The sequence below is a fragment of the Paenibacillus sacheonensis genome (assembly GCF_009909195.1).
Lineage (GTDB): Bacteria > Bacillota > Bacilli > Paenibacillales > Paenibacillaceae > Paenibacillus_Z > Paenibacillus_Z sacheonensis.
The window spans coordinates 1-23,136 of sequence record NZ_JAAAMU010000035.1; the positions used below are offsets into that span (position 1 = coordinate 1).

Genomic DNA, 23,136 nt, shown 5'->3' on the forward strand with positions numbered 1-23,136 from the left:
GGCACGCCGCCAGCGTTCGTCCTGAGCCAGGATCAAACTCTCCATAAAAGTTGGATTGGTTTGCGTTCAAAGCCAAAGCTTTGAATGCAGCATTCCAACAGAAGGATGTGCTTGTTAGCTCATCGCTGACTTACATTTAATGACCTTTTGACAGGTCGCTCATTGTTCAGTTTTCAAGGAACAAATTCGTGTGTCGTTCGCCCAATGTCTCAGCGGCGACTTGATTAATATATCACAGTTGCTTGTCTCATTGCAAGCTTTTTTTATTTTTCTTATTAAAAAACTGTGATACATTTCTTTGCCTCAAAAGCGGCAAGGAGTAATATATCACAGTTATTATGGAAGGGTCAAGACATCTTCACAATTTCTTTTTATATCTTCGCAGGTCACCGTAATATCAAAAGGAACGCAGCACTTTCGGCTGCGTTCCCTACATCTATTATTCGCCTGCGCGCTCACGCATGGCCGGGAATAACAGTACGTCCCTAATTGAAGGTGCATCCGTCAACAGCATCACCAAGCGATCGATCCCGATGCCGAGTCCGCCTGTAGGCGGCATGCCGTATTCCAGCGCGCGGATGAAGTCCTCGTCCATTTCGTGCGCTTCATCGTTGCCTTGTTCCTTCTCGACCAGCTGCGACTCAAACCGCTGACGCTGGTCAATCGGATCATTCAGCTCCGTAAAGGCGTTCGCGTGCTCACGCGCGACGATGAACAGCTCGAAGCGGTCGGTAAACCGCGGATCAAGGTCGTTTTTCTTGGCGAGCGGCGAAATCGCGACAGGGTGGCCCGTTACGAACGTCGGTTGGATCAGCGTATGCTCAACGAATTCTTCGAAGAACGCATTAAGGATGTGACCAAAGGTCATATGCGGCTCGACCTTCACGTTGTGAGCCTTGGCAAGCGCATGCGCTTCCTCGTCGGTCATTTGCTGGTTGAAGTCAACGCCGGTCGTTTCCTTCACGACGTCGACCATGGATACGCGGCGCCATTGCGGCGTCAGGTCGACCTCTTGACCTTGGTACGTAATCTTCGTGGTGCCCAGCACTTCTTGCGCGATGTGAGCAATCAGCGTTTCCGTGAGCGCCATAATATCTTTGTAGTCCGCATAAGCTTCATACAATTCAATCATCGTAAACTCCGGGTTATGACGCGTCGAGATGCCTTCGTTACGATACACGCGGCCGATCTCGTATACTTTCTCCATTCCCCCGACGATGAGACGTTTCAGATGAAGCTCGATGGCGATCCGCATGTAGAGCTGCATGTCCAGCGCATTATGATGCGTGATGAAGGGACGGGCAGCCGCTCCGCCCGCGATCGCGTGAAGCGTAGGCGTCTCGACTTCCAGATAGCCGCGCGAATCCAAGTAGCGACGCATCGATTGAATAATGCGCGAACGTGAGATAAACGTTTGCTGTACGTCCGGATTCGTAATGAGATCGACATAGCGTTGACGGTAGCGAAGCTCGACGTCCTTCAGACCATGGAATTTATCAGGCAGCGGGAGAAGCGATTTGGACAGCACCTCGATTTCTTTCGCCTTAATGGACGTCTCGCCCGTGTTGGTCTTGAATACCGCGCCTCGAACGCCGATAATATCGCCGATATCCAGCAGTTCGAACGCCTGATACTGCGTTTCGGCGACGGAGTCTTTCCGTACGTAGATTTGAATCTTGCCGCTTAAATCCTGAATATGCGCGAAACTGGCCTTACCCATGCTGCGTTTCTGCATAATACGGCCCGCAATCGCCACTTCGACGCCTTGCGTCTCCAAATCTTCCTTGCTTACTTCGTCATACGTTTCGAGAATCTGCTTCGCGTGATGAGACCGTTCGAATTTGCCGCCGAAAGGATCAATCCCCAGACCGCGCAGTTCATCCAGTTTATCTCTTCTGATCTGCAGAAGCTCGCTCAATTCTTGCTCTTGCGTACCCGTACCCGTACCCGTACCCGTTCCTTGCTCCACCGCATTTCATCTCCTTATCGTTCCAGCAGGCCGTCCGAAAACCGCCCGCTGCTTAGTCCCTGTTATAACCAAAACTACTCCTCTATGTTGAAAAAAGCTTCCACAAGGAAGCTTTTTCGAAAGGCATGCCTGTTTTATTTCTTGATATCGACGATTTTATATTGAATAATGCCGGCAGGCACGCTAACTTCCACGGTAGTGCCTTTGCTCTTGCCGAGAATCGCTTTTCCAACCGGGCTTTCATTCGAAATCTTATTCTTAAGCGGATCCGATTCCGCCGTGCCTACGATCGCATATTCCATCGTATCGCCGTATTCAAGGTCTTCCACCGTCACGATCGAGCCGATGCTGACCGTATCGATGTCAATATCGTCATTATTGATGATGCGCGCATTGCGGAGCATCTTCTCCAGCGTAATAATACGGCCTTCGATAAACGCCTGCTCGTTCTTCGCATCCTCATATTCCGAGTTCTCGCTGATATCGCCATAGCCGATTGCCACTTTGATCCGTTCGGCAACTTCGCGCCTCTTGACGGATTTCAGGTTCTCCAGTTCGTCTTCAAGCTTATTTAGACCGTCTTGTGTAAGAATAATCTCTTTATCGCTCATGTGACCATTTCTCCTGTCGTGTGGCTTTTATTCATACCGTGTATGAGCTCACTGTTACTTAAATATATTACGCTTCATGCCCTTGATGACACCGCGCAGTAAGCAGTTCGACATTCCCAAACCCAGGCAGACGGTTTGTTATTGGAAGATTATATTGCAACTTTATCTATATGTCAACGAAAGCCAATTCAATATGTAATCGCTTTACTTCCTGAAACGCAAAGGAGCCGTTCGGGCTCCTGTGCATTCCGTTATTAGTAAGCGACAGCTTCTCGGATGGAGATAACCGCGGCCACGGGGGCTTCGCTTATCTCGCCTAAGGAATCGACAAATTGCCCCAAAATGCTTACCATCTTATCGCGGGTCGTTTCCTCCATGATGACATCCTTCACGCGGGCGCCTCCTGGAATGCCTTTCAGGTACCAGGCCAAATGCTTCCGCATCTCGCGAACGGCCGTGAATTCACCCTTGAGATTCACGAGCCGGTCCATATGAAGAATCGCCACGTCCATCTTCTCGCGCGGAGTGGGATCGTTCAGCAACTCGCCCGTCGTCAGATAATGAATCGTGCGGTACAGCATCCATGGATTGCCGAGTGCGCCGCGCCCGATCATGACGCCGTCGCAGCCGGTATGATCCAGAATCTTGCGCGCGTCCTCCGGCGTAAATACATCCCCGTTGCCAATAACGGGAATCGATACCGCCTGCTTAACCTCTCTTATAATATCCCAATTGGCCGTACCCGTATACAATTGCTCCCTTGTACGCCCATGTACGCTGACGGCTTTGCCGCCCGCGCGCTCGACGGCCCGGGCATTCTCGACCGCATAGATATGATCGCTGTCCCAGCCGATGCGCATCTTGACGGTAACGGGCTTCTCGACTGCCTCGACAACAGCCGACACCATTTCATAAATTTTATTCGGATCGAGCAGCCATCTGGCACCCGCATCGCATTTTGTTACTTTCGGCACAGGGCAGCCCATGTTGATGTCGATAATATCGGCATTCGTTTGTTTATCGACGATTTTCGCCGCTTCTACGAGCGATTCCCGGTCACCGCCGAAAATTTGCAGGCTGAGCGGCTTCTCGCGATCGTCGACGTACAGCATCTCCATGGTGCGCTTGTTGCCGTGCAGAATGGCTTTATCGCTGACCATCTCGGCGCAGACCAGGCCTGTGCCGAATTCCTTGGCTATCAGTCGAAATGCCGGGTTGCACACGCCCGCCATCGGCGCCAGCACGACTTTATTTTTCATCTCGATGTTTCCGATTTTGAGCATGGACATCCGGTCTCCCTTCTGACTCGCAAAGGATATTGATCATTCAGTGTGACGATAGGGCAAATTCTATGATTCAGCGGTTAAGTCGGCGTAGCTGACTCCGAGCGCATCCGATATTCGCTCCAGCAGCTTGGGATCCGGCTTGCGCGTTCCCCGCTCGAGCGAGCCTAGAACCGCAACGGATATTTCCAGCTTGGCAGCCAGTTCCTGCTGCGTGTACCCTTTCAGCTTTCGGAATGCGCGGACGCGCCCTGCCAATTGATCGTATTCCATAGCGCGATTCCTTCCCCTCTGTCCTGCAACGCTCGCTGCGCGATATCGGTTGCTTGCTTGTACAGCGGATGCATGGCTTCCAGCACATCGGCAAGCGGAACGAGCACGAATGCCCGCTCCATCATTCGCGGATGCGGCAAAGTCAGCTCTTCCCCCGACAGCTCGACGGCTTCGTAAAGCAGCAAATCCAAATCGATCGTTCGCGGTCCCCAGCGGATATCTCTCGTGCGGCCAAGCCGCCCCTCCATTTCCAGCATGGCATGAAGCAGCTGAAGCGGCGCAAGCGAGGTGCCGAGGGCGGCAGCCATATTGAGAAAAGCCGGCTGATCGGTGTAACCGACCGGTTCGGTTTCATACACGGACGATACGCGAAGAACCTGAATATCGGGATGCCGGTCCAACAAGCTCAGCGCATCCTGCAGAAGTCCTGCCCGATCCCCGACGTTGGAACCCAGCGCAATGTAAGCCACTCGGTAAGCTTCCTTCAGCCGTTCATTAATTGGCGGGTTGTTGTCTTCCATGGTCATCCCGCTTTCTGCATAGTTCCACCGTTACCCCGTCGAAATAAATTTCGAATGGCGGATGCGGCTTCGTTACGGATACCGTCACTTCATTTACACTAGTATAAGCGTCGAGCACGGCCGATGCAATGTGACCGGCTAAAGCCTCGATCAGTTTGAACGGCGGACCTTCCACGATCGTCTTCACGAAAGCGTGAACTTCGGCATAATTAATCGTCGCCTCTAGATTGTCCGTGGCCGCCGCCTCCGATAAATCCATTTGAAGCGAGAGATCCACGAAAAACTGCTGACCCAGCTTATTCTCTTCGGGAAAAACGCCGTGATAGCCAAAAAAACGCATTCCTCGCAATGTCATTTTATCCATAGTCATGATTTCATTCCCCTTCCCTTTCCCCAAGCTGTACTGCCGCTCCCGCTCGCTTTAGCTTACAATAACCGCGCGGCGCGATTCTTTAACGCGGATAGACGATGGCATCCGTCATCATGGCCGCTTCACGGTTGCTGCGTACGTCATGCACGCGCACGATCTGACAGCCCTGAGCGATGCCAAGAACCGTCGTGGCGGCCGTACCGAAGGCTATCTCGTCCGTACCCAATCCCAGCGTTTCGCGAATGAATTTCTTGCGGGACGTACCGAGCAGCACGGGGTAGCCTTCTCCGGTCAACCGGTGCAGCTGGTTCATCAGCGCAAGGTTATCCTCGTGCGTTTTGGCGAAGCCAATGCCAGGGTCCAGCCAAATACAATCGTCCGCGACGCCGGCTGCTCGCGCAAGCGCAGCGCTTTCCCGAAGATCGGCCAGGACATCTGCCGCGAGATCCGCATAGTCGCGATTATGCCGATTGTGGCTGATAATGACGGGGCATCGAAAGTCGGCCGCTACCCGCGCCATACCCGGGTCGCCTTTCAATCCCCAAATATCATTGATAATGTGGGCGCCAGCCTCCAGTGCCTGCTTGGCCGTTTCCGCCTTGTACGTATCAATAGACAGGGCCATTGCCGGGAGAGCCTCCCGAATGGCGCGTATGACCGGGAGGACGCGCTTCAGCTCCTCTTCCAAAGGAACGGCTGCGAAACCGGGACGCGTAGACTCGCCCCCGATATCAATAATATCCGCGCCCTCCGCAGCCAACCGACGCGCCTGTCGGACTGCGGTATCGACGTCCATATAGCGTCCTCCATCGGAAAAGGAATCCGGCGTCGTATTCAAGATGCCCATGATGCACGTACGCTGCCCCAGCTCCAGCTTGGCTCCGCCCGGGAATTCATAGCTGCGTTTGTAGGGCCACTTATTAAGCTTAAGCCGCTGGTTCTGTTGTAGATCGGCCTGTTGAACCTGATGAGTCCGTTGAAGACGAGTCTGCAAGTGATGAGAATTCATAGCCCGGTATCCTTCCTGTATAGGGCCAGCAGCCTAGATGTCATCGGTCCCGCTTGACCGCCGCCCACTGTATACGTGCGTCCTTCCGTATTTCTTAACGTTGTAACGGGCACAAGCTCCTGCACGGAATTGGTGACCCACGCTTCATCCGCCATGGTAAGCTCGTCCCACGGATAAAAACCTTCCTCAACGGCGATTCCTTCTTGGGCAGCAAGCTCAAGTACCCGAGCCCGCGTTACGCCCGGCAGAATGCCTGTCGCGATCGATGGCGTGAACAGCTTGCCCGCGCGAGCCCAGAACAGATTGCTGACGATGCCTTCGGACAGCCAGCCTTCCCGTGTAAGCATAAGACCTTCGGCGCCCTGCGATGCCTCTACTGCGGTTAATTCCCGCTTTGCCAAAATATTATTCATATAATGCAGCGATTTTAGCCGAATCTCGCCCTCGGGCGTATTGCGTCTTGTCGAGAGCAGCACCAACTCGCGGCCGTCCGTGTACAGCTTCGGATCGAATGCCATCAGCGGCTTCACGAGCAGCAGCGCATTAGGATGCTCGTATTCGCTGGAAGGAAGCCCGACAATGCCCTCACCTGCCGTGATGGTCAGCCGGACGTAGGCTTCCGTCAGCTCGTTCGCGGCCATCAGCTCCCGAAGCCAGACGCGAATGTGCTGCTCGTCCGGCTCATAGCATATGCCGATCGACCTGCAGCCCTCAGTCAAACGCCGCAAATGACGTTCCAGCAGATATGGCTGGCCGCCGTAGGTCCGGAATGTCTCGAACAACCCCATTCCATATAAAAAACCGTGATCGTAGACCGAGATCACGGCTTCCTCCTGACGTTTGATGCTGCCATTCCATCCGACGCTCATCGCGCCGCGCCCGCCCGCGTGCGGAGGAAATTACGGAGCAGCGTCAGGCCGTTCTCGGTAATGATGGATTCCGGGTGAAACTGCACCCCTTCGATGGCGTATTCCTTGTGGCGAAGTCCCATGATTTCTCCTTCGCTCGTCTCCGCGCTGATCTCCAGGCAGTCCGGCAGCGTCTCGCGCTTCACGATCAGCGAGTGGTATCTCGTCGCCGTGTACGGCGAAGGAATGCCCGAGAAGATCGTACGGCCGTCGTGATAAATCTGCGAGGTCTTGCCATGCATCAGCTTCTCCGCGCGCACGACATCGCCGCCGAAAGATTGTCCGATCGCTTGGTGTCCCAGGCAGACGCCGAAGATCGGGATCACGCCTTTGAACCGGTCGATCAGCGCCAAGCTTATGCCCGCCTCATTGGGACTGCACGGTCCAGGCGAAATCAGGATATGGTCGGGAGCCAGCTCTGCAATGCCTGCCAGATCGATCTCGTCATTGCGTTTGACGACGATATCCTCGCCGAGCTCTCCCAAGTATTGCACCAGGTTATACGTAAACGAGTCATAATTATCAATTACCAAAATCATGCGCGTTTCCCCCTCCGGTAACTAGCTGGCCGCCTGCCGTTATCGGGCCCAGCGCCGCCCACTGCTCGTTGTACTGAATTGCCTTCCACAGCGCTTTAGCCTTGTTCATCGACTCTACGTACTCGCGTTCCGGCAAGGAATCAATGACGATGCCGGCGCCGGCTTGAATATGGACGACCTCTTCCTTCACGAGCATCGTGCGTATAATAATATTAAATTCCATATCCCCGTTGTAGTCAATCCATCCCATCGACCCCGTGTAAGGCCCGCGCCTCGTGGGCTCCAGCTCCTCGATGATCTCCATGGTGCGGATCTTAGGCGCGCCGGTGATCGTTCCGCCCGGGAACGTCGCGCCGATGACATCGTATGCATCTTTGCCGTCTGCCAGTCGGCCTTCGACTTGAGAGACCAAGTGCATGACATGGCTGTAATACTCAATGACCATCAGTTCCTCGACCTTCACAGTCCCGAAAGCCGAGATACGGCCAAGGTCATTGCGCTCCAGATCGACGAGCATGATATGTTCGGCCCGTTCTTTCTCCGTCCCCAGAAGCTCGTCCGCCATCCTGCGGTCCTCTTCTTCCGTGCGGCCGCGCCTTCGGGTACCCGCGATCGGGCGCGTCACCAGCTTGCCATCCGACAGCTCCACGAGAAGCTCCGGCGATGCCGACACCAGCTGAAAATCAGGCGCGCTCATATATCCCATATAAGGAGAGGGATTCACCAGCCGCAGCCATTCGTACAGCTCGCGCGGATCCGCCTGGGACGGACGGTCCTGACGCTGGGACAGATTCACTTGAAAGACATCCCCGGCCGCGATATACTCCCGGATCCGCTCGACCGCTGACTGGTAAGCCTCTTGGGAGAACGGTGATTGAATACCGCTCGTCGGTTCCGCGTCGACATTGGCCATTCGATCCGCTATGAATCGGGTCCGTTCTCCGCGAAGCTTGGCCGCCGCTTCCCCTGCCTGGCCTTCCGCGAACGTCGTCCATTGCTTCATCAGCTCATCCGCCCGGGATACGGCCTTAGCATACAACGTTTCCAGCTGCGCCCGAGGGAGTGCTGCCGCGTCCGCAACCTCCGTATGCACCGCCGCATACAATTGCTTCTGCTCATGATCAATGATCCACAGCTCGTTCATCCGCATGAACACATAATCCGGCAATGCAAGATCATCGGCCGCCTGCTCCGGTAGTCGCTCGATCGTACGAATGACATCATAGCTCCAGTACCCGGCGCTGCCGCCCGTCCATTTGGGCGCTCCGGGCACGCGCGGCGCCCGGCGTCCGCCCATCCAGCTGCGGACCGCATCCAGCGGCTTCTGCTCGTATACGGTCTTCTGACCCGTTGATTGATCGACTGCTTCTCCGCGTAAGCCCTTGCCCCGTATAACGGATGCCGGCTGAAGCCCGAGATAGGTGTATCGGCCGACTTTGCCGCTCTCCAGCACGAATGCGTACGGAGAACCCTGCTTCCATGCATGCTCCCATGAGGCAGGATTGCCGCCGTCATTGCCGTCCAGGGGACGCTTCGCAAGCAGCGGCAGTGACGTATAGCCCTGCGCCTGCCAGTCCAGCCAATCTTGAAAGGCCGTCCGTTCCATTACATTGCCGCCCTCCGCTTCTTATCCGTTCCAAAATCCCGTTGCGCGCTTTGTTTGGAAGCTAGTATACCGAACTTGCTTGGAAAAGGAAAGGGCCGGCTGCGCCTTGGACTGCTGTCCGCCGCCGCCGACCGGCTCCTAGCGGGGATGAGAAAGAGGACCTCCCACAATGAAGGTCCTCTTCCTTATAATCGGCCATCTGCCGGTATGAGTTCGTGATTAGTTCTCGAAGTTGAACAGCGGCGTGGAGAGGTAACGTTCGCCGTTGGATGGAACAATCGCCACGACGCGCTTGCCTTTGCCGAGCTCCTTCGCTACTTTCAGTGCCGCGAAGATCGCGGCGCCGGAGGAAATACCGCACAGAATGCCTTCTTCTTTGGCAGCGCGGCGAGCGGTTTCGAATGCTTCCTCGTTCTCGATCGTAATAACTTGATCGTAGATCTCGCGGTTCAGAATCTCAGGGATGAAGTTGGCGCCGATCCCTTGGATCTTGTGGCCGCCTGGGCTGCCGCCGGACAGCAGCGCGGACGCCGCCGGTTCCACCGCAACGACTTTGATGCCCGGGAAGTTCTGCTTCAGCACTTCGCCGGCGCCGGAAATCGTACCGCCGGTTCCGATACCCGCTACGAAAGCATCCAATTTACCGTCAAGCGAGTTGATCGCTTCTACGATTTCCGGACCCGTCGTTTCGCGGTGAATTTTAACGTTCGCTTGGTTCTTGAATTGCTGCGGAATAAAGTAGGAAGGGTTCTCCGCTTGCAGTTCCTCTGCACGGCGAACCGCACCGTTCATGCCTTCTGCTCCAGGCGTCAGAACAAGCTCGGCGCCATAGGCGCGAAGCAGGTTGCGGCGCTCGACGCTCATCGTCTCAGGCATAACGAGAATCGCTTTGTAGCCTTTTGCCGCAGCGACCATCGCAAGACCGATTCCGGTGTTGCCGCTTGTAGGCTCAACGATCGTATCGCCCGGTTTGATGCGGCCCTCTTGCTCGGCAACTTCAATCATGCTGATCGCAATCCGGTCCTTAACGCTTGCACCCGGATTCTGATATTCCAATTTAACGTAAATTTCAGCGCTGTCCTCCGGCACCAAACGGTTCAAACGGACCAGCGGCGTATCCCCGATTAGCTCCGTTACGCTCTGTACAATTTTAGCCATGAAAGTTGCTCCTCCTTATTCCGACTAATTCAGTTGGTATTACCTACATATTAACAATCTTCACCAGCGGTTGTCAATAGCGAGTTTCGGCAGCATAGGTTCTCGGACCCGGTACTATGGCATTACGACGGCATTATATTTCACGAGCAAGCGGTCTTCGATCGCCCGTTCGCCGTTCATCTTCGACACCGCGATTTCCCGCTGAGCCTTATCATGCCTCTGCTGCTGGTCCAGCTGCTCGTCCGTCTTCTTCCCGGTCAGAAGAAGGACCGCCTGTCCCTGATCGACTTCGACCGGTCCGGTCGTCTCGCCTACGCCTAGCCGCTTAGCTGCCTCGAGCATATGCTGGTCAACGATGGGATCATCGCTATCGATATACCCCAAATCGCCCCCGCTTGAAGCCGTGTCTTCATCATCGGAATAGGTTCGGGCCAGCATCGCAAAATCCTGACCGTCCGCAAGCATCCCCAGCACCTCTTCAGCGTCCTTCTGCGTTGCCGTTACGATCCACGAGACGCGTAGCTGGGCGTGCGGCGCGAACTCCTGCTCGTTGTCCGCGATGTAGGCATCCTCTTCGGCTTCGCTGACGGGAGTCAGCCTCACGGCAATCTTCTGCAGCAGCAGCCGATACTTGGCATCATCCCGAATCTCTGCGGGCGTCAGGCCAAGCTGTTCTTTCATCGTATCGAAATACTGCTGTTCGCTGTCATACCCGGCCATCGATGCGGCCAGCTCCCGATCCACCTCGCCGCTCGCCGCTTCCAATCCGTAAGCGAGCGCTTCCATCCGAATAGCCGCGCGTACCATCAACGTGCGCAGTACGTCTTCGCCGTATTGCAGCCGCAGCTGGTCGTTTAGCTCCTTGACCGTGATCTGCTCGTCGCCTACTTTCGCCGCAATGGAGCCCGGCGCCTCTGCGGGTGAACCAGCGGGAGGCGCTGCGCTATTGTGATCCTGCGCGCCTTCAGGCGGCAGCTGAGGTTCGGCTCGCGGAGGCAGCAGCACGCGGTACACGACGATCAACGCCAATAGGATCAAACACAATGCTTGAAGCATCACGATGCGCTTCAGCACCCGGTCTTTATTCATGATCGCTCGGCCTCCGATTAATGCATCCGTCATGCAATTCTAATGCATTCATCATGCATCGTTCATGCTTGATGATGCATTGTTCATGCATCGATGATGCATTGTTCGTGCATCGATGATGCATTGTTCGTGCATCGGTGATGCACTGTTAATGCATCGGTTTCGGCTTCGCCTGTTCGAGCAGCATCTCCAGCTGCGGACGGTCAAATACGTACTTCTCGTTGCAGAAATGACACTCGACTTCAGCTTGTCCGTCTTCGTCAATAATTTGTTTCAGCTCTTGTTCGCCCATGCTGATGAGGGTACGCTCCACGCGTTCTTTGGAGCATTGGCATTTGAAAACGACGTCGAGTTCATCCATAAGCTGCAGCTCTTCGCCAACGATCCAGCGCAGCAGGCCTTCCGGCGTCTCGCCTTGTTCAAGCAGCGCGGAGATGGGCGGAAGTCCCGCAATCGCAGTCTCCAGCCGCGTAATTCCTTCTTCGGTCATACCCGGTAAGACTTGGACGATAAATCCCCCGGCCGTGATCACGCGGCCGTATTCATCTACGAGCACGCTAAGTCCGACTACGGATGGCGTCTGTTCCGAGGTGGCGAAGTAATACGTGAAGTCTTCCGCGAGCTCGCCCGAAACGATCGGCGTGCTTCCGCGATAAGGTTCTTTGAGACCCAAATCTTTCACGATATGGATATAACCGGAGCGCCCTACGGCGCCCGCTACGTCAAGCTTGCCCAAAGCATTGCTTGGCAGCTGCACCTCCGGGTTATCCGCATAGCCGCGGACTTCGCCGTTTGCGTTGGCATCGACCACGATCTGACCGACCGGGCCGTCGCCTTTGACTTGAATCGTCAGCTTCTCCTTGCCTTTCAACATGGCTCCCATCATGGCGCCCGCCGTAGCGGTACGGCCAAGAGCGGCCGTCGTTGTCGGCATCGTTTGGTGCCGTCTGCGCAGTTCCTCGACGAGCTCCGTCGTTTGGACGGCAAATACGCGCAGTTGACCGTTCCATGCGGTACCCCGAACAAGATAATCGTGTTTCGTTGCATCTGCTGCCATAGTAGTGATGGCCTCCTTACTCCTTGCATTTCTCTATCTCAGACGAATCGTTTCTATTCTTGGTTGCGCTCGTAAATCATGCGAAGTCCTTCTAACGTCAGCAGCGGATCGACTTCCTCGATCGTTTCCGACTCCGCGGCGATCAGATCAGCCAAACCGCCGGTCGCGATTACCCGCGGATTGACGTTGAACTCTTTGCGGATTCGGGAAACGATGCCATCCACTTGACCTGCATAGCCAAAAATAATTCCGGCCTGCATGGAAGTAATCGGATTGCGGCCAATGACGCTCTTCGGCCTCACCAGCTCGATCCGCGGCAGCTTGGCGGCGCGTTGGTACAGCGCCTCCGTCGAGATACCGATACCCGGGACGATCGCGCCGCCCAAATAATTGCTGTCCGCATCGATATAATCGAACGTCGTAGCCGTTCCGAAATCGACCACGATCAGCGGTACCCCGTATTTCTCGATGCCCGCCACGGCGTTGACGATCCGGTCGGCGCCTACTTCGCGCGGGTTCTCGTAACGGATATTCAGCCCCGTTTTGATGCCGGGACCAACGACAAGCGGCGTTTTGCGCAAATATTTCTGACACAGCTGCTCCAGCGTACGCATCAGCGGCGGCACGACGGAGGAAATGATCACGCCTTGAATTTGATCCAGCCTTACGCCCGCGATTTGGAACAGATTGTGAATCATAATTCCGTACTCATCCACGGTCGCCGAGCGATTGGTACTGAGGCGCCAATGGTAGACCAGCTTACGCCCTTCGTAGATACCGAGCACGATGTTCGTGTTCCCTACGTCGACGACAACGATCAAGCAGGAGCGCCTCCCTTTTTCCCGTGCAGATCCAAGCTGATATCCAGCGACTGGAACGAATAGGTCAGACCGCCAACCGATATGACGTCGACCCCGCATTCCGCGATGGCGCGGACGGTATCGAGCCGTACGTTGCCCGATGCTTCAACGATGACGTGGGGCGAACGAGCTTTGATGATCGACGAAGCTTCGCGCATCCGCTCATGCGGCATATTATCGAGCATGATGATATCGGCGCCGCAAGCGAGCGCTTCTTCGACCTGTTCCAGCGACTCGGTTTCGACTTCGATTTTCATCGTGTGGGGAATCGCATGGCGCGCGGCCGTCACGGCGCCGGCAATGCCGCCGGAGCCTTTGATATGATTGTCCTTGATCATCACCGCATCGTACAAACCGAACCGATGGTTGAAGCCGCCACCTACCCGAACGGCGTATTTCTCCAGCTGACGATGCCCCGGCGTCGTCTTGCGCGTGTCGACCAACCGCGTCGGCAGGCCTTCAAGCGCATCGACGAATGCGCGCGTCTTCGTAGCGATGCCCGACATCCGCTGCATCAAATTCAGCGCGAGACGTTCGCCGGTCAAAATGCTGTGCGTGCTGCCTTCGACTTCGGCAATCACGTCCCCTTTCGCAACGCGGTCGCCGTCGGCCGCAAGCGGACGAAACGCAAGCGACGCATCGACGACTTCGAACACGAGGCGCGCGATCGGAATACCAGCTAGTATGCCTGATTCCTTCACATGAATGACGGCGCTCGAGCGACTCCCCGCAGGAATCGTCGCCCAGCTCGTAATATCGCCCGATCCTATATCCTCCGCAAGCCATGCCCGAATCTGCGTTCTCACCGTCTCCGCGCCAATGCCTCCGGGCGTTCCCGCCATAGCCTCAAACATCTTCAATCCGCTCCTCTGTTAAGCCGTGATCGCGATTGAGCACGACATGTTTACGCCACACCGAATCGTTCCGTTCCGGAAAATCTTCGCGGCTATGTCCTCCGCGGCTCTCTTCACGCATCGCGGCGGCATTCGTGGTCAGCATCGCGCAGGTCAACAAATTGGCGAATTCATATTCCTCGCGCTTCGTAATCACCGACCGGAAAATCGAGCTGAGTCGGCTCAGCTCCTCCGCCCCTTTACTGAGACCGCTGGCACTTCGGCGAAAACCCGCATAACGCACCATAATCTTCTGCAGCTTCAGCCGTTTCTCCACGACAGCCTGAATCGGAGCCTCGCTCCGCTCTAGCGAATCCATATGCAGACGAACGTCTTGCTCCTCAAGCGGAGCAAGGGCATTAATCCGCTCCACGATCCGTCGCCCGAATACGATCGCCTCCGACAGCGAGTTGCTCGCAAGCCGATTCGCCCCGTGAACGCCCGTTGAGGAGCACTCTCCGCAGGCAAACAGCCGGGACAAGTTCGTTTCGCCGTGCAGATCCGTCTTGACGCCGCCCATCATATAATGCGCAGCAGGCGCGACCGGAATCCAGTCCGTAGTCAAATCCAATCCGTAACTCAAGCAATATTCATAGATATTCGGAAAACGGTGGCGGACCATATCCGGGGATTCATGCGTCACGTCCAAATAGACGAAGGGCGACTTCGTTTCTTCCATCTCGGATACGATCGCGCGCGCCACGACATCCCGAGGAGCAAGCTCCAACTGCTCATGGTACTTCTCCATGAACCGTTCGCCTCGAATATTGCGCAGCACGGCGCCTTCGCCGCGAACGGCCTCCGAGATCAAGAATCGCGGAGCTCCGGGATAACAAAGCGAAGTCGGATGAAATTGAACGAACTCCATATCCCGGATATCCGCGCCGGCGCGGTATGCCATCGCGATGCCGTCTCCTGTCGCAACTTCCGGATTGGTCGTATAACGGTAAAGCTGACCGGTCCCGCCAGAGCAGAGAACCGTCGCTTTGCCGCGCACGATCAAGCGCTGACCGTCCGGCTTCTGGACCAGCGCGCCTACGCATACGTCGCCGTCGGTAATCAAATCAATGACAAAATGATCGTCCCACACATCGATGCGGGGATTAGCCACCGCTTTCTCCGACAGTGCACGAACGATCTCGAATCCGGTAGCATCGCCATTGGCATGCAAAATACGCCGTTGACTATGCGCCCCTTCTTTGGTTAAAGCGAATTCACCATTCTCGACATCAAACTGCGTGCCCATCTTCACCAGATCCTGAACGCCCATCGTGCCTTCATGCACGAGCACGTTCACGGCTTCGACGGAACAGAGCCCTGCCCCGGCAATCAGCGTATCCTGACGATGATAAGCGGGGGAATCATCCTCCGAGATAACGGCAGCAACGCCGCCTTGCGCATAACGCGTGTTGCTGTCGAGCAGCGATTTCTTCGTAATCATCAGGACATCATTGTCCTCGCTTGCTTTAATCGCGGTAAAAAGACCGGCGATGCCGGCCCCTATGACAATAACGTCCTTATAAATAACCGGCAGCTCTTCCAGCTGCACATCGACGAGGTAACGTGGAATCATATTCGATGCTTTCCTCTCTTCGGAAAGTAGGCCGCGCATCTTATTTCACCTGCAGCATGCGTTCCAAGGATAGACGAGCCTTGTCGGCAACGTCTTCAGGCACATAAATTTGCGGCTGCATCGTCTCCAAGCATTTCACAAGCTTCTTCAAGTTATTGACCTTCATGTTCGGGCACACCAAATACTTGGTTGCAAAATGGAACGTCTTGTTCGGGCTGTCCAGGCGGAGCTGGTATCCCGTACCGTCCTCGGTGCCGACGATGAATTCTTGGCAATCCGATTCCTTGCAATATTTAATGATCGCCGTCGTACTGCCGACAAAGTCGCCGAGCTCCACGACTTCCGGACGGCATTCCGGATGCACGACAAACTGCGCGTTCGGATATTTCGCCTTCATTTCCTCGACGTCTTTCACGGTCAGCATGTCATGCGTGTTGCAATAGCCTTCCCAAATAATCATTTTCTTGTCCGTTTTCTGCTGGACGTAATGGCCCAGGTTCTTATCCGGCACCCAAATGATTTCATCGGAATCCACGGAGTTCACGACGCGCACCGCGTTCGCGGACGTACAGCAAATATCGGTTTCCGCTTTGATCTCGGCAGAGGAGTTAATGTAAGTGACCACTTTCGCGTTCGGATGCTGCGCTTTCAGCTTGCGCAAGCCGTCCACGTTGACCATATCGGCCATCGGGCAGCCGGCACGTTCATCCGGAATGATAACGGTTTTGTTCGGAGCTAGAATCTTCGCGCTCTCGCCCATAAAATGAACGCCGCAAAATACGATGACGTCGGCATCGGTTTCGGCTGCTTTCTGCGCAAGCAGGAAAGAGTCTCCCCGGAAATCGGCCACCTCTTGAATTTCGTCCCGTTGATAATAATGTGCGAGTATGATGGCGTTACGTTCTTTCTTCAGCTGCATCAAACGTTCCCGCAGTTCACGGTTTTGCTCCGCCTTCCGCTCGAGAGCTAATGCTTCCATGGCTACTTCTCCTCTTTTCACTAACTTTGTGAACAGATGCACAAACTCTGACAAAATAAATCGGCTCTTCGCCTCATTACCTGTTCGTGCAGCTATATAATCGAGAATTGCAAGCTTGAAGGTGGCGGCTGTCGTTAGCATGCCCCCGCTTTCAAACCCTTGATTCACAGTCGGCGTTACAAGTGATTAACATTTAATTTACACAAGGTGCGGTATGCTGTCAACTCATAAAAGCGGCCATTTTGGCCGTTATCGGCAGGTGAGGGCGGATTAGAAACACACCGGTCCCGCAAGCTTGATTCTTCTTGACTGCAGGCCGTTCCGTTGCCGAAATCGCGTTTCGTGCATAAAAAAGCTGCCCACCGCAGTTGATTCCGCGATGGACAGCTTCGCTGTTCCCGAAATTACGATTGTTTCGATCCGTCGTCGTTGCCGCTGTCCGGGTCGATTGGAGGGACGAGATCGCCGGCTTCCTTCGATTGAATGCGCACTTTCACGCCGCCGATCGTATCGACGATCGGCTCGCCTTTCGGCTCATCGGATACAGGGCCGCTATCCGGCACGCCGCTGCCGTCGAGAGAACCGCTCTCGATCAAGCGCTTGATTTGCTCGATCTCGAGTGTCTCTTCGGAAAGCAAGGTTTGTGCAATGAGATGCACTTCCTTGCTCTTCTCGGTAAGGAGCTTCTTCGCCCTTGCATAACATTCTTGAATGATCGACTGCATCTCTTGGTCAATCTCGTAGGCGATGGCATCGGAGTAATTCTGTTCATGTCCGATATCGCGGCCCAGGAATACTTGACCTTGCGAGCTGCCGAATTGCATAGGGCCGAGCTTGTCGCTCATGCCGTACTCCATAATCATGGCACGTACGATGCTCGTCGCTTGCTTGAAGTCGCTGTAAGCCCCGGTGCCGATTTCGCCGATGAAAACTTCTTCGGCTACGCGTCCGCCGAGCAGACCAGTGATTTTGTCCAGCAATTCCTGTTTGGTTGCCAGCATGCGGTCGCCGTCTTTCGGAAGCATGATGACATAACCGCCAGCCTTGCCCCGAGGAATAATCGTAACCTTATGCACTTGATCGGCATGCTCCAGGAAGTAGCCGACGATGGTATGGCCGGCTTCGTGGTAGGCAACGATCCGCTTCTCGCGATCGCTGACGACACGGCTGCGTTTCTCCGTACCGACAATGACGCGATCGATGGCATCGTCCACTTCCAGCATGCCAATGTCTTTCTTGTTGCGGCGGGCTGCAAGGAGTGCCGCTTCGTTAAGCAGGTTCTCCAGATCGGCGCCGGTAAAGCCTGTCGTGCGCTTGGCAACGACATCGAGCTTCACGTCGCGCGTCAGCGGTTTGTTGCGCGAATGCACTTTCAATACCGCTTCGCGGCCTTTCACGTCCGGACGGTCAACCGTGATTTGACGGTCGAAGCGTCCTGGGCGAAGAAGCGCCGGATCCAGAATGTCCGGACGGTTCGTCGCGGCTACGATGATGATGCCTTCGTTCGCGCCGAAGCCGTCCATCTCGACGAGGAGCTGATTGAGCGTTTGTTCGCGCTCGTCATGCCCTCCGCCGAGTCCGGCTCCACGCTGACGGCCGACGGCGTCGATCTCATCGATAAAGATAATACAAGGCGCATTCTTCTTCGCATTCTCGAACAGGTCACGCACGCGGGATGCGCCGACGCCGACGAACATCTCGACGAAGTCGGAGCCGGAGATGCTAAAGAACGGCACGCCCGCTTCGCCCGCTACTGCGCGTGCAAGGAGCGTTTTACCGGTACCCGGAGGTCCGTTCAGCAGGACACCCTTCGGAATTCTTGCTCCGACGGCCGCGAATTTACGCGGATCCTTCAGGAATTCGACGACCTCGACAAGTTCCTGTTTCTCTTCGTCTGCGCCCGCCACGTCCTCGAACGTGACGCGCTTCTTCTCTTCGTTATATAACCTCGCACGGCTCTTGCCGAAGTTCATGACTTTGCCGCCGCCGCCTTGAGCTTGATTAATAAGGAAGAAGAACAGGATGAAGATGATCACGAACGGAATGATCGAAGTCAAGAAGGTCAGCCAAATGCTTTGACCTTTCATCGGCTTGTTCTTGATTTGGAATCCGTTCTTGGCCTGCGCGTCGAAAACTTCCTTGACGACAAACTCTTCGACGTTGGAGTGGGTGTAGAATTGATCAGAGTCGGCGTTTTCCGGCTTACTCTTGTACTCGCCCGTAATCAAATACGAATACCCGTCGAATTGGTACGAAAGCTCAGCGATGTTGTTCTTCTGGAGCTCCGTCCTAAATTGGTCATAGGTAAGCTCTGAGCTTGAATCGTTTTGGCTGCTAATAAATTGGAAAATCCCGACGGTCACCAAAAAAATAATCAAATAAAAGCCAGTGTTGCGGATGATCCGATTCATCCCCTACCTCCTCTCAAGACGCAAAAAATAAGTTGACCTTGCTCGAGAAGCACCCTAGTGCAGGAGCCTCCAACAAGGCGGGATTGCATCCATGTCTTCCTCATTACTTCTCGTAAACCTCGGGATTCAAGATGCCGATAAACGGCAAGTTGCGGTAATGCTCCGCATAATCAAGCCCGTATCCGACGACGAAAGCGTCGGGGAGAACAAAGCCTTTATGGTCCGCTTCCAACTCCACCTTACGGCCTGCCGGCTTATCAAACAGCGTAACAAGCGTGATGGATTTGGCGTTGCGGCGCTCGAGCACGTCGATGAGGTAGCTGAGCGTAAGCCCGCTGTCGATAATATCTTCGACAATAAGCACGTCGCGCCCCTGCACCGAAGCGTCCAGGTCCTTGATGATCTTAACGACGCCGCTCGTCTTGGTCGACTGACCGTAACTGGACACCGCCATAAAATCGATTTCAAGCGGAATCGTAATGGTCTTCACCAAATCCGCCATAAAAATAAATGCGCCTTTGAGCACGCAGATAACAAGCGGGTTGCGCCCTTCAAACTCACGGCTGATGGTTTCGCCAAGCTCCTGTACCTTCTGCTGAATTTGGTCTGCGTCGTAAAGCACTTCTTGAATGTCGTTCAGCAACTCGGGCCCTCCTAAATGTTTCTTGCCTATACTATGAATGGTTCCGCGCATCTTATTCGGACAATTGGTCAACCGTTAAAATCCGACGCAAACCGCGCTTTCATGCGCATGACGCGTTTTGTCGAATCCGTGACTTGAGCCAGCGCCGATCTGCGAATGCCAGGAATCCATAGCACAAATCCATTGGCGTCGACAACAATCGGCAGTACCTCGCGGCGCGAGGGAGCAACACGATCATCAACGAACATATCTTGTACTTTTTTGGTGCCGTTTAAACCAAGCACCGCCATGCGGTCCCCGGGTTGCCGGTTGCGAATCGTGAGGGGATACTGAATCCTGTCTGCGTCGAACAGCGCTTCAAGCCGGTTGCCCGGTCTGCGCGCGGCCGATCCCGCCATGGCCTCAAACGTCAATTGCCCTTCTGCTTCAGGCAGCATCAAGGATGTTACGTCCGTTGTCACCGCATAAGCGTAGCCGCTTGAGGAGGTCGATCTCTCTCCCGGAACGGAACGGACAAACAGCAAATTGTCGTACTCACGAATGAACCGGATACCGCCGCCTGCATCCAAGCTCCACGTCGCGGCCGCGCGCTCGGAGGCCGCAAGACGTATCGTTTCTATGCTGTCGAATGAGGAGGGATCCGTTTCCAAGCCAATATAGTTCAATATTAGTTTAATCAATCTCCTTTGTAAAGCGACGTGCAAACCGAGCAGCGCTTTGCGGTTCAATTGGCATCCTTCGCGGTGCGGCAGGACATGGCGTTCGTAGACCGCCCTCGTTTCTTGAGCCAGCCAGTCGTCCTCGGCGGCTGCAAGCTCTGCCAATCGGGCGAGTGACTGCGGTAACTGCGGGTTATGCGCCGACAAGTACGGCAGGATATCCAACCGGACATGGTTGCGAAAATAGTGCTTCTGTCCGTTGCTGCTGTCATGACTGTACGGAATGGCCCACAAATCGCAGTAGCGCAGGATGTCTGCCTTGTATTTACGCAAAAGCGGCCGAATAAGTTCCACGTTTTTTTCGGATCTAGAAATGGGAATGCCGGCAAGCCCGGCAAGTCCGGTTCCGCGTATGATTCGCATGAGGACGGTTTCTGCCTGATCGTCGGCATGATGGGCAAGCGCAATCCGGGATGCGCCATATGTATGGGCGACGCCATGAAGGAAGCCATACCGCTTCTCGCGCGAAGCGGCTTGGCTGTTCATGCTCGATGCTTCTATATAAGCAGGCATATCGATAAAAGTAGATTCGCAGGGAATCCCGAGCTCGGCGGCGTAGCCCCGAACGATTTCCCCTTCTCTGGCAGATTCCTCGCCCCGGAATCCGTGATCGAGATGGGCGGCTACCAACGACAGCTGCTCGGCTCCGGAAAGACGGTGAAGCAGATGCAGCAGCGCCATGGAGTCCGGTCCCCCGGATACTGCCACCACCACCGTATCGCCCGCCGTCCAAAGCCCTTCTTCTCTGGCAAGCTCTATCAGCTCGCCAAGCCATTCATCCACTTCCTTCATTCCTTCCTGCACGTCTACTCTACCAGCTAGACGTCTCTACCTAAGCAATCGCGATAACCCGACGGATGCGGCAATGCTGCGAACGCACCGGGATCGAGGATGAAGAGGAGTCCGCTACAGACCTGAACGAAGCAGCCAATAGACCGTGGTGGCGAGCACGACAGCCGAAGCGGCGAACAACCCCTTCATCCAGCGCGGGGCCGGCGCTCCCGGTCCGCTCCGCTCGCGGCTCGGCCGGTGCATCCACTGCTGCCAGGCGGCAGCCGCTTCGCGCGCATTGCCGAATTCCCCGTAGAACGCCTTGCGCAGCCATCCGCTCATGGGCTTCAACTGCGGGCTCGTCGCCGCAAGCTTCGCCAGCTCTTCCTGCGTTCGCGTCTGCGGCAGCAGCCCTGCCGAGAGCTGGGCAAGCCTGCGGCCTTCATGCAGCTGCAAGCAGAGAACGGCGAAGGAGAAGAGGTCGTAGCCGGCATTGGCGGTACGCGATCCCGCGTTCCAATACCCGCGGTCATAAATTTCGGTAAACTGCCGCACGCCTTTGCCGAATGCAGTCGCGCCGCCGTAATCCACAAGCTCCGGCCGCCCGAAGTCGGCCACGATGACGTTCTCGACCTTCAAGTCGCCGAAAGCCCATCCGGCTTCGTGCAGCTCCGCCAGCTTGTTCAACAGATGAAAGCCGACAACGGGAAACCATTCCTTGCCCTGGCGCTGCAAATACTCGCCGAGCGTCATCCCTTTGATATAGCGCATGACATAGAACGGATAATCCTTGCCATCCGCCGCCTGGTAATCGTCCACGTCGACCAGGAAGGCGCCGGACTTGGAGCCCTGCTTCTGTTTCTGCTTGGCGATCGATTGCAGCACATTCACTTCGGATTGAAGGTCCACTGCGTCTGCCCCGATCTTCAGGGCGTAATAGTACCGCTGCCGCTCCACCAAGAACACCTTACCGTTGGCGCCTTCGCCGAGCGGTCTCTCGACCCGGTAAGTGCCTTGCTTCCATTTGCCCCGGATCGGCGTGCCGCGCGGAAGGCTCCAGTCAAACGACGTAGTCACTCATCATCCCGTCCGTTTCATCATTCTTCCTATTACCATAATCGGCTTTTTGGTAAAAATCAATGACATGCAGGATGGCCGGACCCGTCGGCGTGGTGCCGCGCATCTGAAGCCGCGGGAAAATCGCGTTGACGCCGCTGATATCCCGCGTCCAATCGAGGTCGAGCTTGCAGTCTTCCCCATAGGCGGAACCGGGGAAATGGAATACGGCGAGCTCGCTGCTGCCCTGTCTGGACTTGAGGCTGATTGCCAGGTCGCGGATCGCTTCCTCGACCGCATGGAGCTTGGGCTTCATGCTGGCGCTGGCGTCGATCAAGAGAGCCACGCTCAGACTGCTCGTCTCGCTCAGGTCGTCGATGACGCGAACGACTTCCCCCCGTTTATCGGGCGGCAGCTCCTCGATCGAAGACGCGCCGAGTACCTGCTTCAGCTCGTGGTGCACGGCATGCTGTATGGTCTGCACGACCGTCTTGCGCGTCAGCATCTGCACCGTTTGGGACAGCTGGCGCGTATGGGACAGCCGGCTGAGGCCGCCGCCGGCTTTCGCGATTTCCTCGATTTCATTCGTGCCGAATTCGACAAGATCTCCTTGATCCACGATGCCGACGACATTCACCGTAATACCGGAGGCATGCGCCTCCGCTGCCGCAATGACAGGACTGACGCCGACATTCGAGCAGCCGTCAGTCACTAATAGAATTTGTTTCATTGTTCATTCCCCCAATTGCTTGAGATTCAAACCCAGGCGCTGCCGCTGGCTAGCACTCGTTCTATCAGCATTGCCACATTTGAGAGAGGCTAACCGTTCGTGCGCATA

22 protein-coding genes are annotated in these 23,136 nt (G+C 55.5%); all 22 read right to left on the reverse strand.

Annotated features, from left to right (window positions below; translation table 11 throughout):
• Positions 1-439 precede the first annotated feature (439 nt).
• The 22 genes from lysS to GT003_RS31625 all read right to left on the reverse strand — a co-directional run bounded on the left by lysS (position 440) and on the right by GT003_RS31625 (position 23,028).
• The gene (gene lysS, locus GT003_RS31520) at positions 440-1,969 is read right to left on the reverse strand and encodes a lysine--tRNA ligase (RefSeq protein ID WP_161705578.1); all 1,530 of its coding nucleotides are present in this window, start codon (positions 1,967-1,969) and stop codon (positions 440-442) included.
• A 134-nt stretch (positions 1,970-2,103) separates the two neighbouring features.
• Positions 2,104-2,580, reverse strand: a complete 477-nt coding sequence (greA, locus tag GT003_RS31525) for a transcription elongation factor GreA (RefSeq protein WP_161705580.1) — start codon at positions 2,578-2,580, stop codon at positions 2,104-2,106.
• A 254-nt stretch (positions 2,581-2,834) separates the two neighbouring features.
• Positions 2,835-3,863: a tRNA dihydrouridine synthase DusB gene (gene dusB / locus GT003_RS31530; RefSeq protein WP_161705582.1), complete on the reverse strand. Its 1,029-nt coding sequence runs from the start codon at positions 3,861-3,863 to the stop codon at positions 2,835-2,837.
• A 66-nt stretch (positions 3,864-3,929) separates the two neighbouring features.
• Complete coding sequence (locus GT003_RS31535) at positions 3,930-4,136, reverse strand: helix-turn-helix domain-containing protein (protein WP_161705584.1); 207 nt, start codon at positions 4,134-4,136, stop codon at positions 3,930-3,932.
• Positions 4,088-4,657, reverse strand: coding sequence for a 2-amino-4-hydroxy-6-hydroxymethyldihydropteridine diphosphokinase (folK, locus tag GT003_RS31540; RefSeq protein WP_161705586.1), 570 nt, complete (start codon positions 4,655-4,657; stop codon positions 4,088-4,090). Before folK ends, GT003_RS31535 begins: the two co-directional genes overlap by 49 nt.
• Positions 4,632-5,021 carry a dihydroneopterin aldolase gene (folB, locus tag GT003_RS31545; RefSeq protein ID WP_161705646.1) on the reverse strand — a complete coding sequence of 130 codons (390 nt, stop codon included), beginning with the start codon at positions 5,019-5,021 and terminating at the stop codon, positions 4,632-4,634. Before folB ends, folK begins: the two co-directional genes overlap by 26 nt.
• Before the next feature lie 88 nt (positions 5,022-5,109).
• On the reverse strand, positions 5,110-6,036 hold the full coding sequence (folP, locus tag GT003_RS31550) for a dihydropteroate synthase (RefSeq protein ID WP_161705588.1): 927 nt from the start codon (positions 6,034-6,036) through the stop codon (positions 5,110-5,112).
• Positions 6,033-6,905, reverse strand: coding sequence for an aminodeoxychorismate lyase (pabC, locus tag GT003_RS31555; protein ID WP_161705596.1), 873 nt, complete (start codon positions 6,903-6,905; stop codon positions 6,033-6,035). The genes folP and pabC overlap by 4 nt, the downstream gene beginning before the upstream one ends.
• Positions 6,902-7,483, reverse strand: coding sequence for an aminodeoxychorismate/anthranilate synthase component II (gene pabA / locus GT003_RS31560; RefSeq protein WP_161705598.1), 582 nt, complete (start codon positions 7,481-7,483; stop codon positions 6,902-6,904). Before pabA ends, pabC begins: the two co-directional genes overlap by 4 nt.
• Positions 7,467-9,089: an anthranilate synthase component I family protein gene (locus GT003_RS31565; RefSeq protein ID WP_161705600.1), complete on the reverse strand. Its 1,623-nt coding sequence runs from the start codon at positions 9,087-9,089 to the stop codon at positions 7,467-7,469. The genes pabA and GT003_RS31565 overlap by 17 nt, the downstream gene beginning before the upstream one ends.
• Positions 9,090-9,308: 219 nt before the next feature.
• The gene (cysK, locus tag GT003_RS31570; RefSeq protein WP_161705602.1) at positions 9,309-10,247 is read right to left on the reverse strand and encodes a cysteine synthase A; all 939 of its coding nucleotides are present in this window, start codon (positions 10,245-10,247) and stop codon (positions 9,309-9,311) included.
• A gap of 114 nt (positions 10,248-10,361) precedes the next feature.
• Complete coding sequence (locus tag GT003_RS31575) at positions 10,362-11,336, reverse strand: peptidylprolyl isomerase (protein ID WP_161705605.1); 975 nt, start codon at positions 11,334-11,336, stop codon at positions 10,362-10,364.
• 148 nt (positions 11,337-11,484) lie between these two features.
• Positions 11,485-12,393, reverse strand: a complete 909-nt coding sequence (gene hslO, locus GT003_RS31580) for an Hsp33 family molecular chaperone HslO (protein WP_161705607.1) — start codon at positions 12,391-12,393, stop codon at positions 11,485-11,487.
• Between the two features lie 53 nt (positions 12,394-12,446).
• Positions 12,447-13,214, reverse strand: coding sequence for a type III pantothenate kinase (locus tag GT003_RS31585; protein WP_161705609.1), 768 nt, complete (start codon positions 13,212-13,214; stop codon positions 12,447-12,449).
• Positions 13,211-14,107 carry a carboxylating nicotinate-nucleotide diphosphorylase gene (nadC, locus tag GT003_RS31590; RefSeq protein WP_239566167.1) on the reverse strand — a complete coding sequence of 299 codons (897 nt, stop codon included), beginning with the start codon at positions 14,105-14,107 and terminating at the stop codon, positions 13,211-13,213. Before nadC ends, GT003_RS31585 begins: the two co-directional genes overlap by 4 nt.
• Positions 14,100-15,719 carry an L-aspartate oxidase gene (gene nadB / locus GT003_RS31595; protein ID WP_161705611.1) on the reverse strand — a complete coding sequence of 540 codons (1,620 nt, stop codon included), beginning with the start codon at positions 15,717-15,719 and terminating at the stop codon, positions 14,100-14,102. The genes nadC and nadB overlap by 8 nt, the downstream gene beginning before the upstream one ends.
• Before the next feature lie 40 nt (positions 15,720-15,759).
• Entirely contained in the window at positions 15,760-16,698 is a 939-nt protein-coding gene (gene nadA, locus GT003_RS31600) for a quinolinate synthase NadA (RefSeq protein ID WP_161705613.1), read from the reverse strand.
• A 404-nt stretch (positions 16,699-17,102) separates the two neighbouring features.
• Positions 17,103-19,109, reverse strand: a complete 2,007-nt coding sequence (gene ftsH / locus GT003_RS31605) for an ATP-dependent zinc metalloprotease FtsH (RefSeq protein ID WP_161705615.1) — start codon at positions 19,107-19,109, stop codon at positions 17,103-17,105.
• Positions 19,110-19,212: 103 nt separating this feature from the next.
• Positions 19,213-19,752 (reverse strand): hypoxanthine phosphoribosyltransferase, encoded by a 540-nt coding sequence (gene hpt, locus GT003_RS31610; protein ID WP_161705617.1) that lies wholly within the window; start codon positions 19,750-19,752, stop codon positions 19,213-19,215.
• A gap of 68 nt (positions 19,753-19,820) precedes the next feature.
• On the reverse strand, positions 19,821-21,263 hold the full coding sequence (tilS, locus tag GT003_RS31615) for a tRNA lysidine(34) synthetase TilS (RefSeq protein ID WP_161705619.1): 1,443 nt from the start codon (positions 21,261-21,263) through the stop codon (positions 19,821-19,823).
• Between the two features lie 114 nt (positions 21,264-21,377).
• A complete protein-coding gene (locus GT003_RS31620; protein ID WP_161705622.1) occupies positions 21,378-22,319 on the reverse strand; it encodes a protein kinase domain-containing protein in 942 nt (313 codons plus the stop codon).
• Positions 22,303-23,028 carry a vWA domain-containing protein gene (locus GT003_RS31625; RefSeq protein WP_161705624.1) on the reverse strand — a complete coding sequence of 242 codons (726 nt, stop codon included), beginning with the start codon at positions 23,026-23,028 and terminating at the stop codon, positions 22,303-22,305. Before GT003_RS31625 ends, GT003_RS31620 begins: the two co-directional genes overlap by 17 nt.
• Between the last annotated feature and the right edge of the window lie 108 nt (positions 23,029-23,136).

Bases quoted from the DNA above. Each gene is read 5' to 3' on its own strand.
- greA (WP_161705580.1), bottom strand. From the start codon at position 2,580: ATGAGCGATAAAGAGATTATTCTTACACAAGACGGTCTAAATAAGCTT.
- dusB (WP_161705582.1), bottom strand. From the start codon at position 3,863: ATGCTCAAAATCGGAAACATCGAGATGAAAAATAAAGTCGTGCTGGCG.
- GT003_RS31535 (WP_161705584.1), bottom strand. From the start codon at position 4,136: ATGGAATACGATCAATTGGCAGGGCGCGTCCGCGCATTCCGAAAGCTG.
- folK (WP_161705586.1), bottom strand. From the start codon at position 4,657: ATGGAAGACAACAACCCGCCAATTAATGAACGGCTGAAGGAAGCTTAC.
- folB (WP_161705646.1), bottom strand. From the start codon at position 5,021: ATGGATAAAATGACATTGCGAGGAATGCGTTTTTTTGGCTATCACGGC.
- folP (WP_161705588.1), bottom strand. From the start codon at position 6,036: ATGAATTCTCATCACTTGCAGACTCGTCTTCAACGGACTCATCAGGTT.
- pabC (WP_161705596.1), bottom strand. From the start codon at position 6,905: ATGAGCGTCGGATGGAATGGCAGCATCAAACGTCAGGAGGAAGCCGTG.
- pabA (WP_161705598.1), bottom strand. From the start codon at position 7,483: ATGATTTTGGTAATTGATAATTATGACTCGTTTACGTATAACCTGGTG.
- GT003_RS31565 (WP_161705600.1), bottom strand. From the start codon at position 9,089: ATGGAACGGACGGCCTTTCAAGATTGGCTGGACTGGCAGGCGCAGGGC.
- cysK (WP_161705602.1), bottom strand. From the start codon at position 10,247: ATGGCTAAAATTGTACAGAGCGTAACGGAGCTAATCGGGGATACGCCG.
- GT003_RS31575 (WP_161705605.1), bottom strand. From the start codon at position 11,336: ATGAATAAAGACCGGGTGCTGAAGCGCATCGTGATGCTTCAAGCATTG.
- hslO (WP_161705607.1), bottom strand. From the start codon at position 12,393: ATGGCAGCAGATGCAACGAAACACGATTATCTTGTTCGGGGTACCGCA.
- nadC (WP_239566167.1), bottom strand. From the start codon at position 14,107: ATGTTTGAGGCTATGGCGGGAACGCCCGGAGGCATTGGCGCGGAGACG.
- nadB (WP_161705611.1), bottom strand. From the start codon at position 15,719: ATGATTCCACGTTACCTCGTCGATGTGCAGCTGGAAGAGCTGCCGGTT.
- nadA (WP_161705613.1), bottom strand. From the start codon at position 16,698: ATGGAAGCATTAGCTCTCGAGCGGAAGGCGGAGCAAAACCGTGAACTG.
- ftsH (WP_161705615.1), bottom strand. From the start codon at position 19,109: ATGAATCGGATCATCCGCAACACTGGCTTTTATTTGATTATTTTTTTG.
- tilS (WP_161705619.1), bottom strand. From the start codon at position 21,263: ATGAAGGAAGTGGATGAATGGCTTGGCGAGCTGATAGAGCTTGCCAGA.
- GT003_RS31625 (WP_161705624.1), bottom strand. From the start codon at position 23,028: ATGAAACAAATTCTATTAGTGACTGACGGCTGCTCGAATGTCGGCGTC.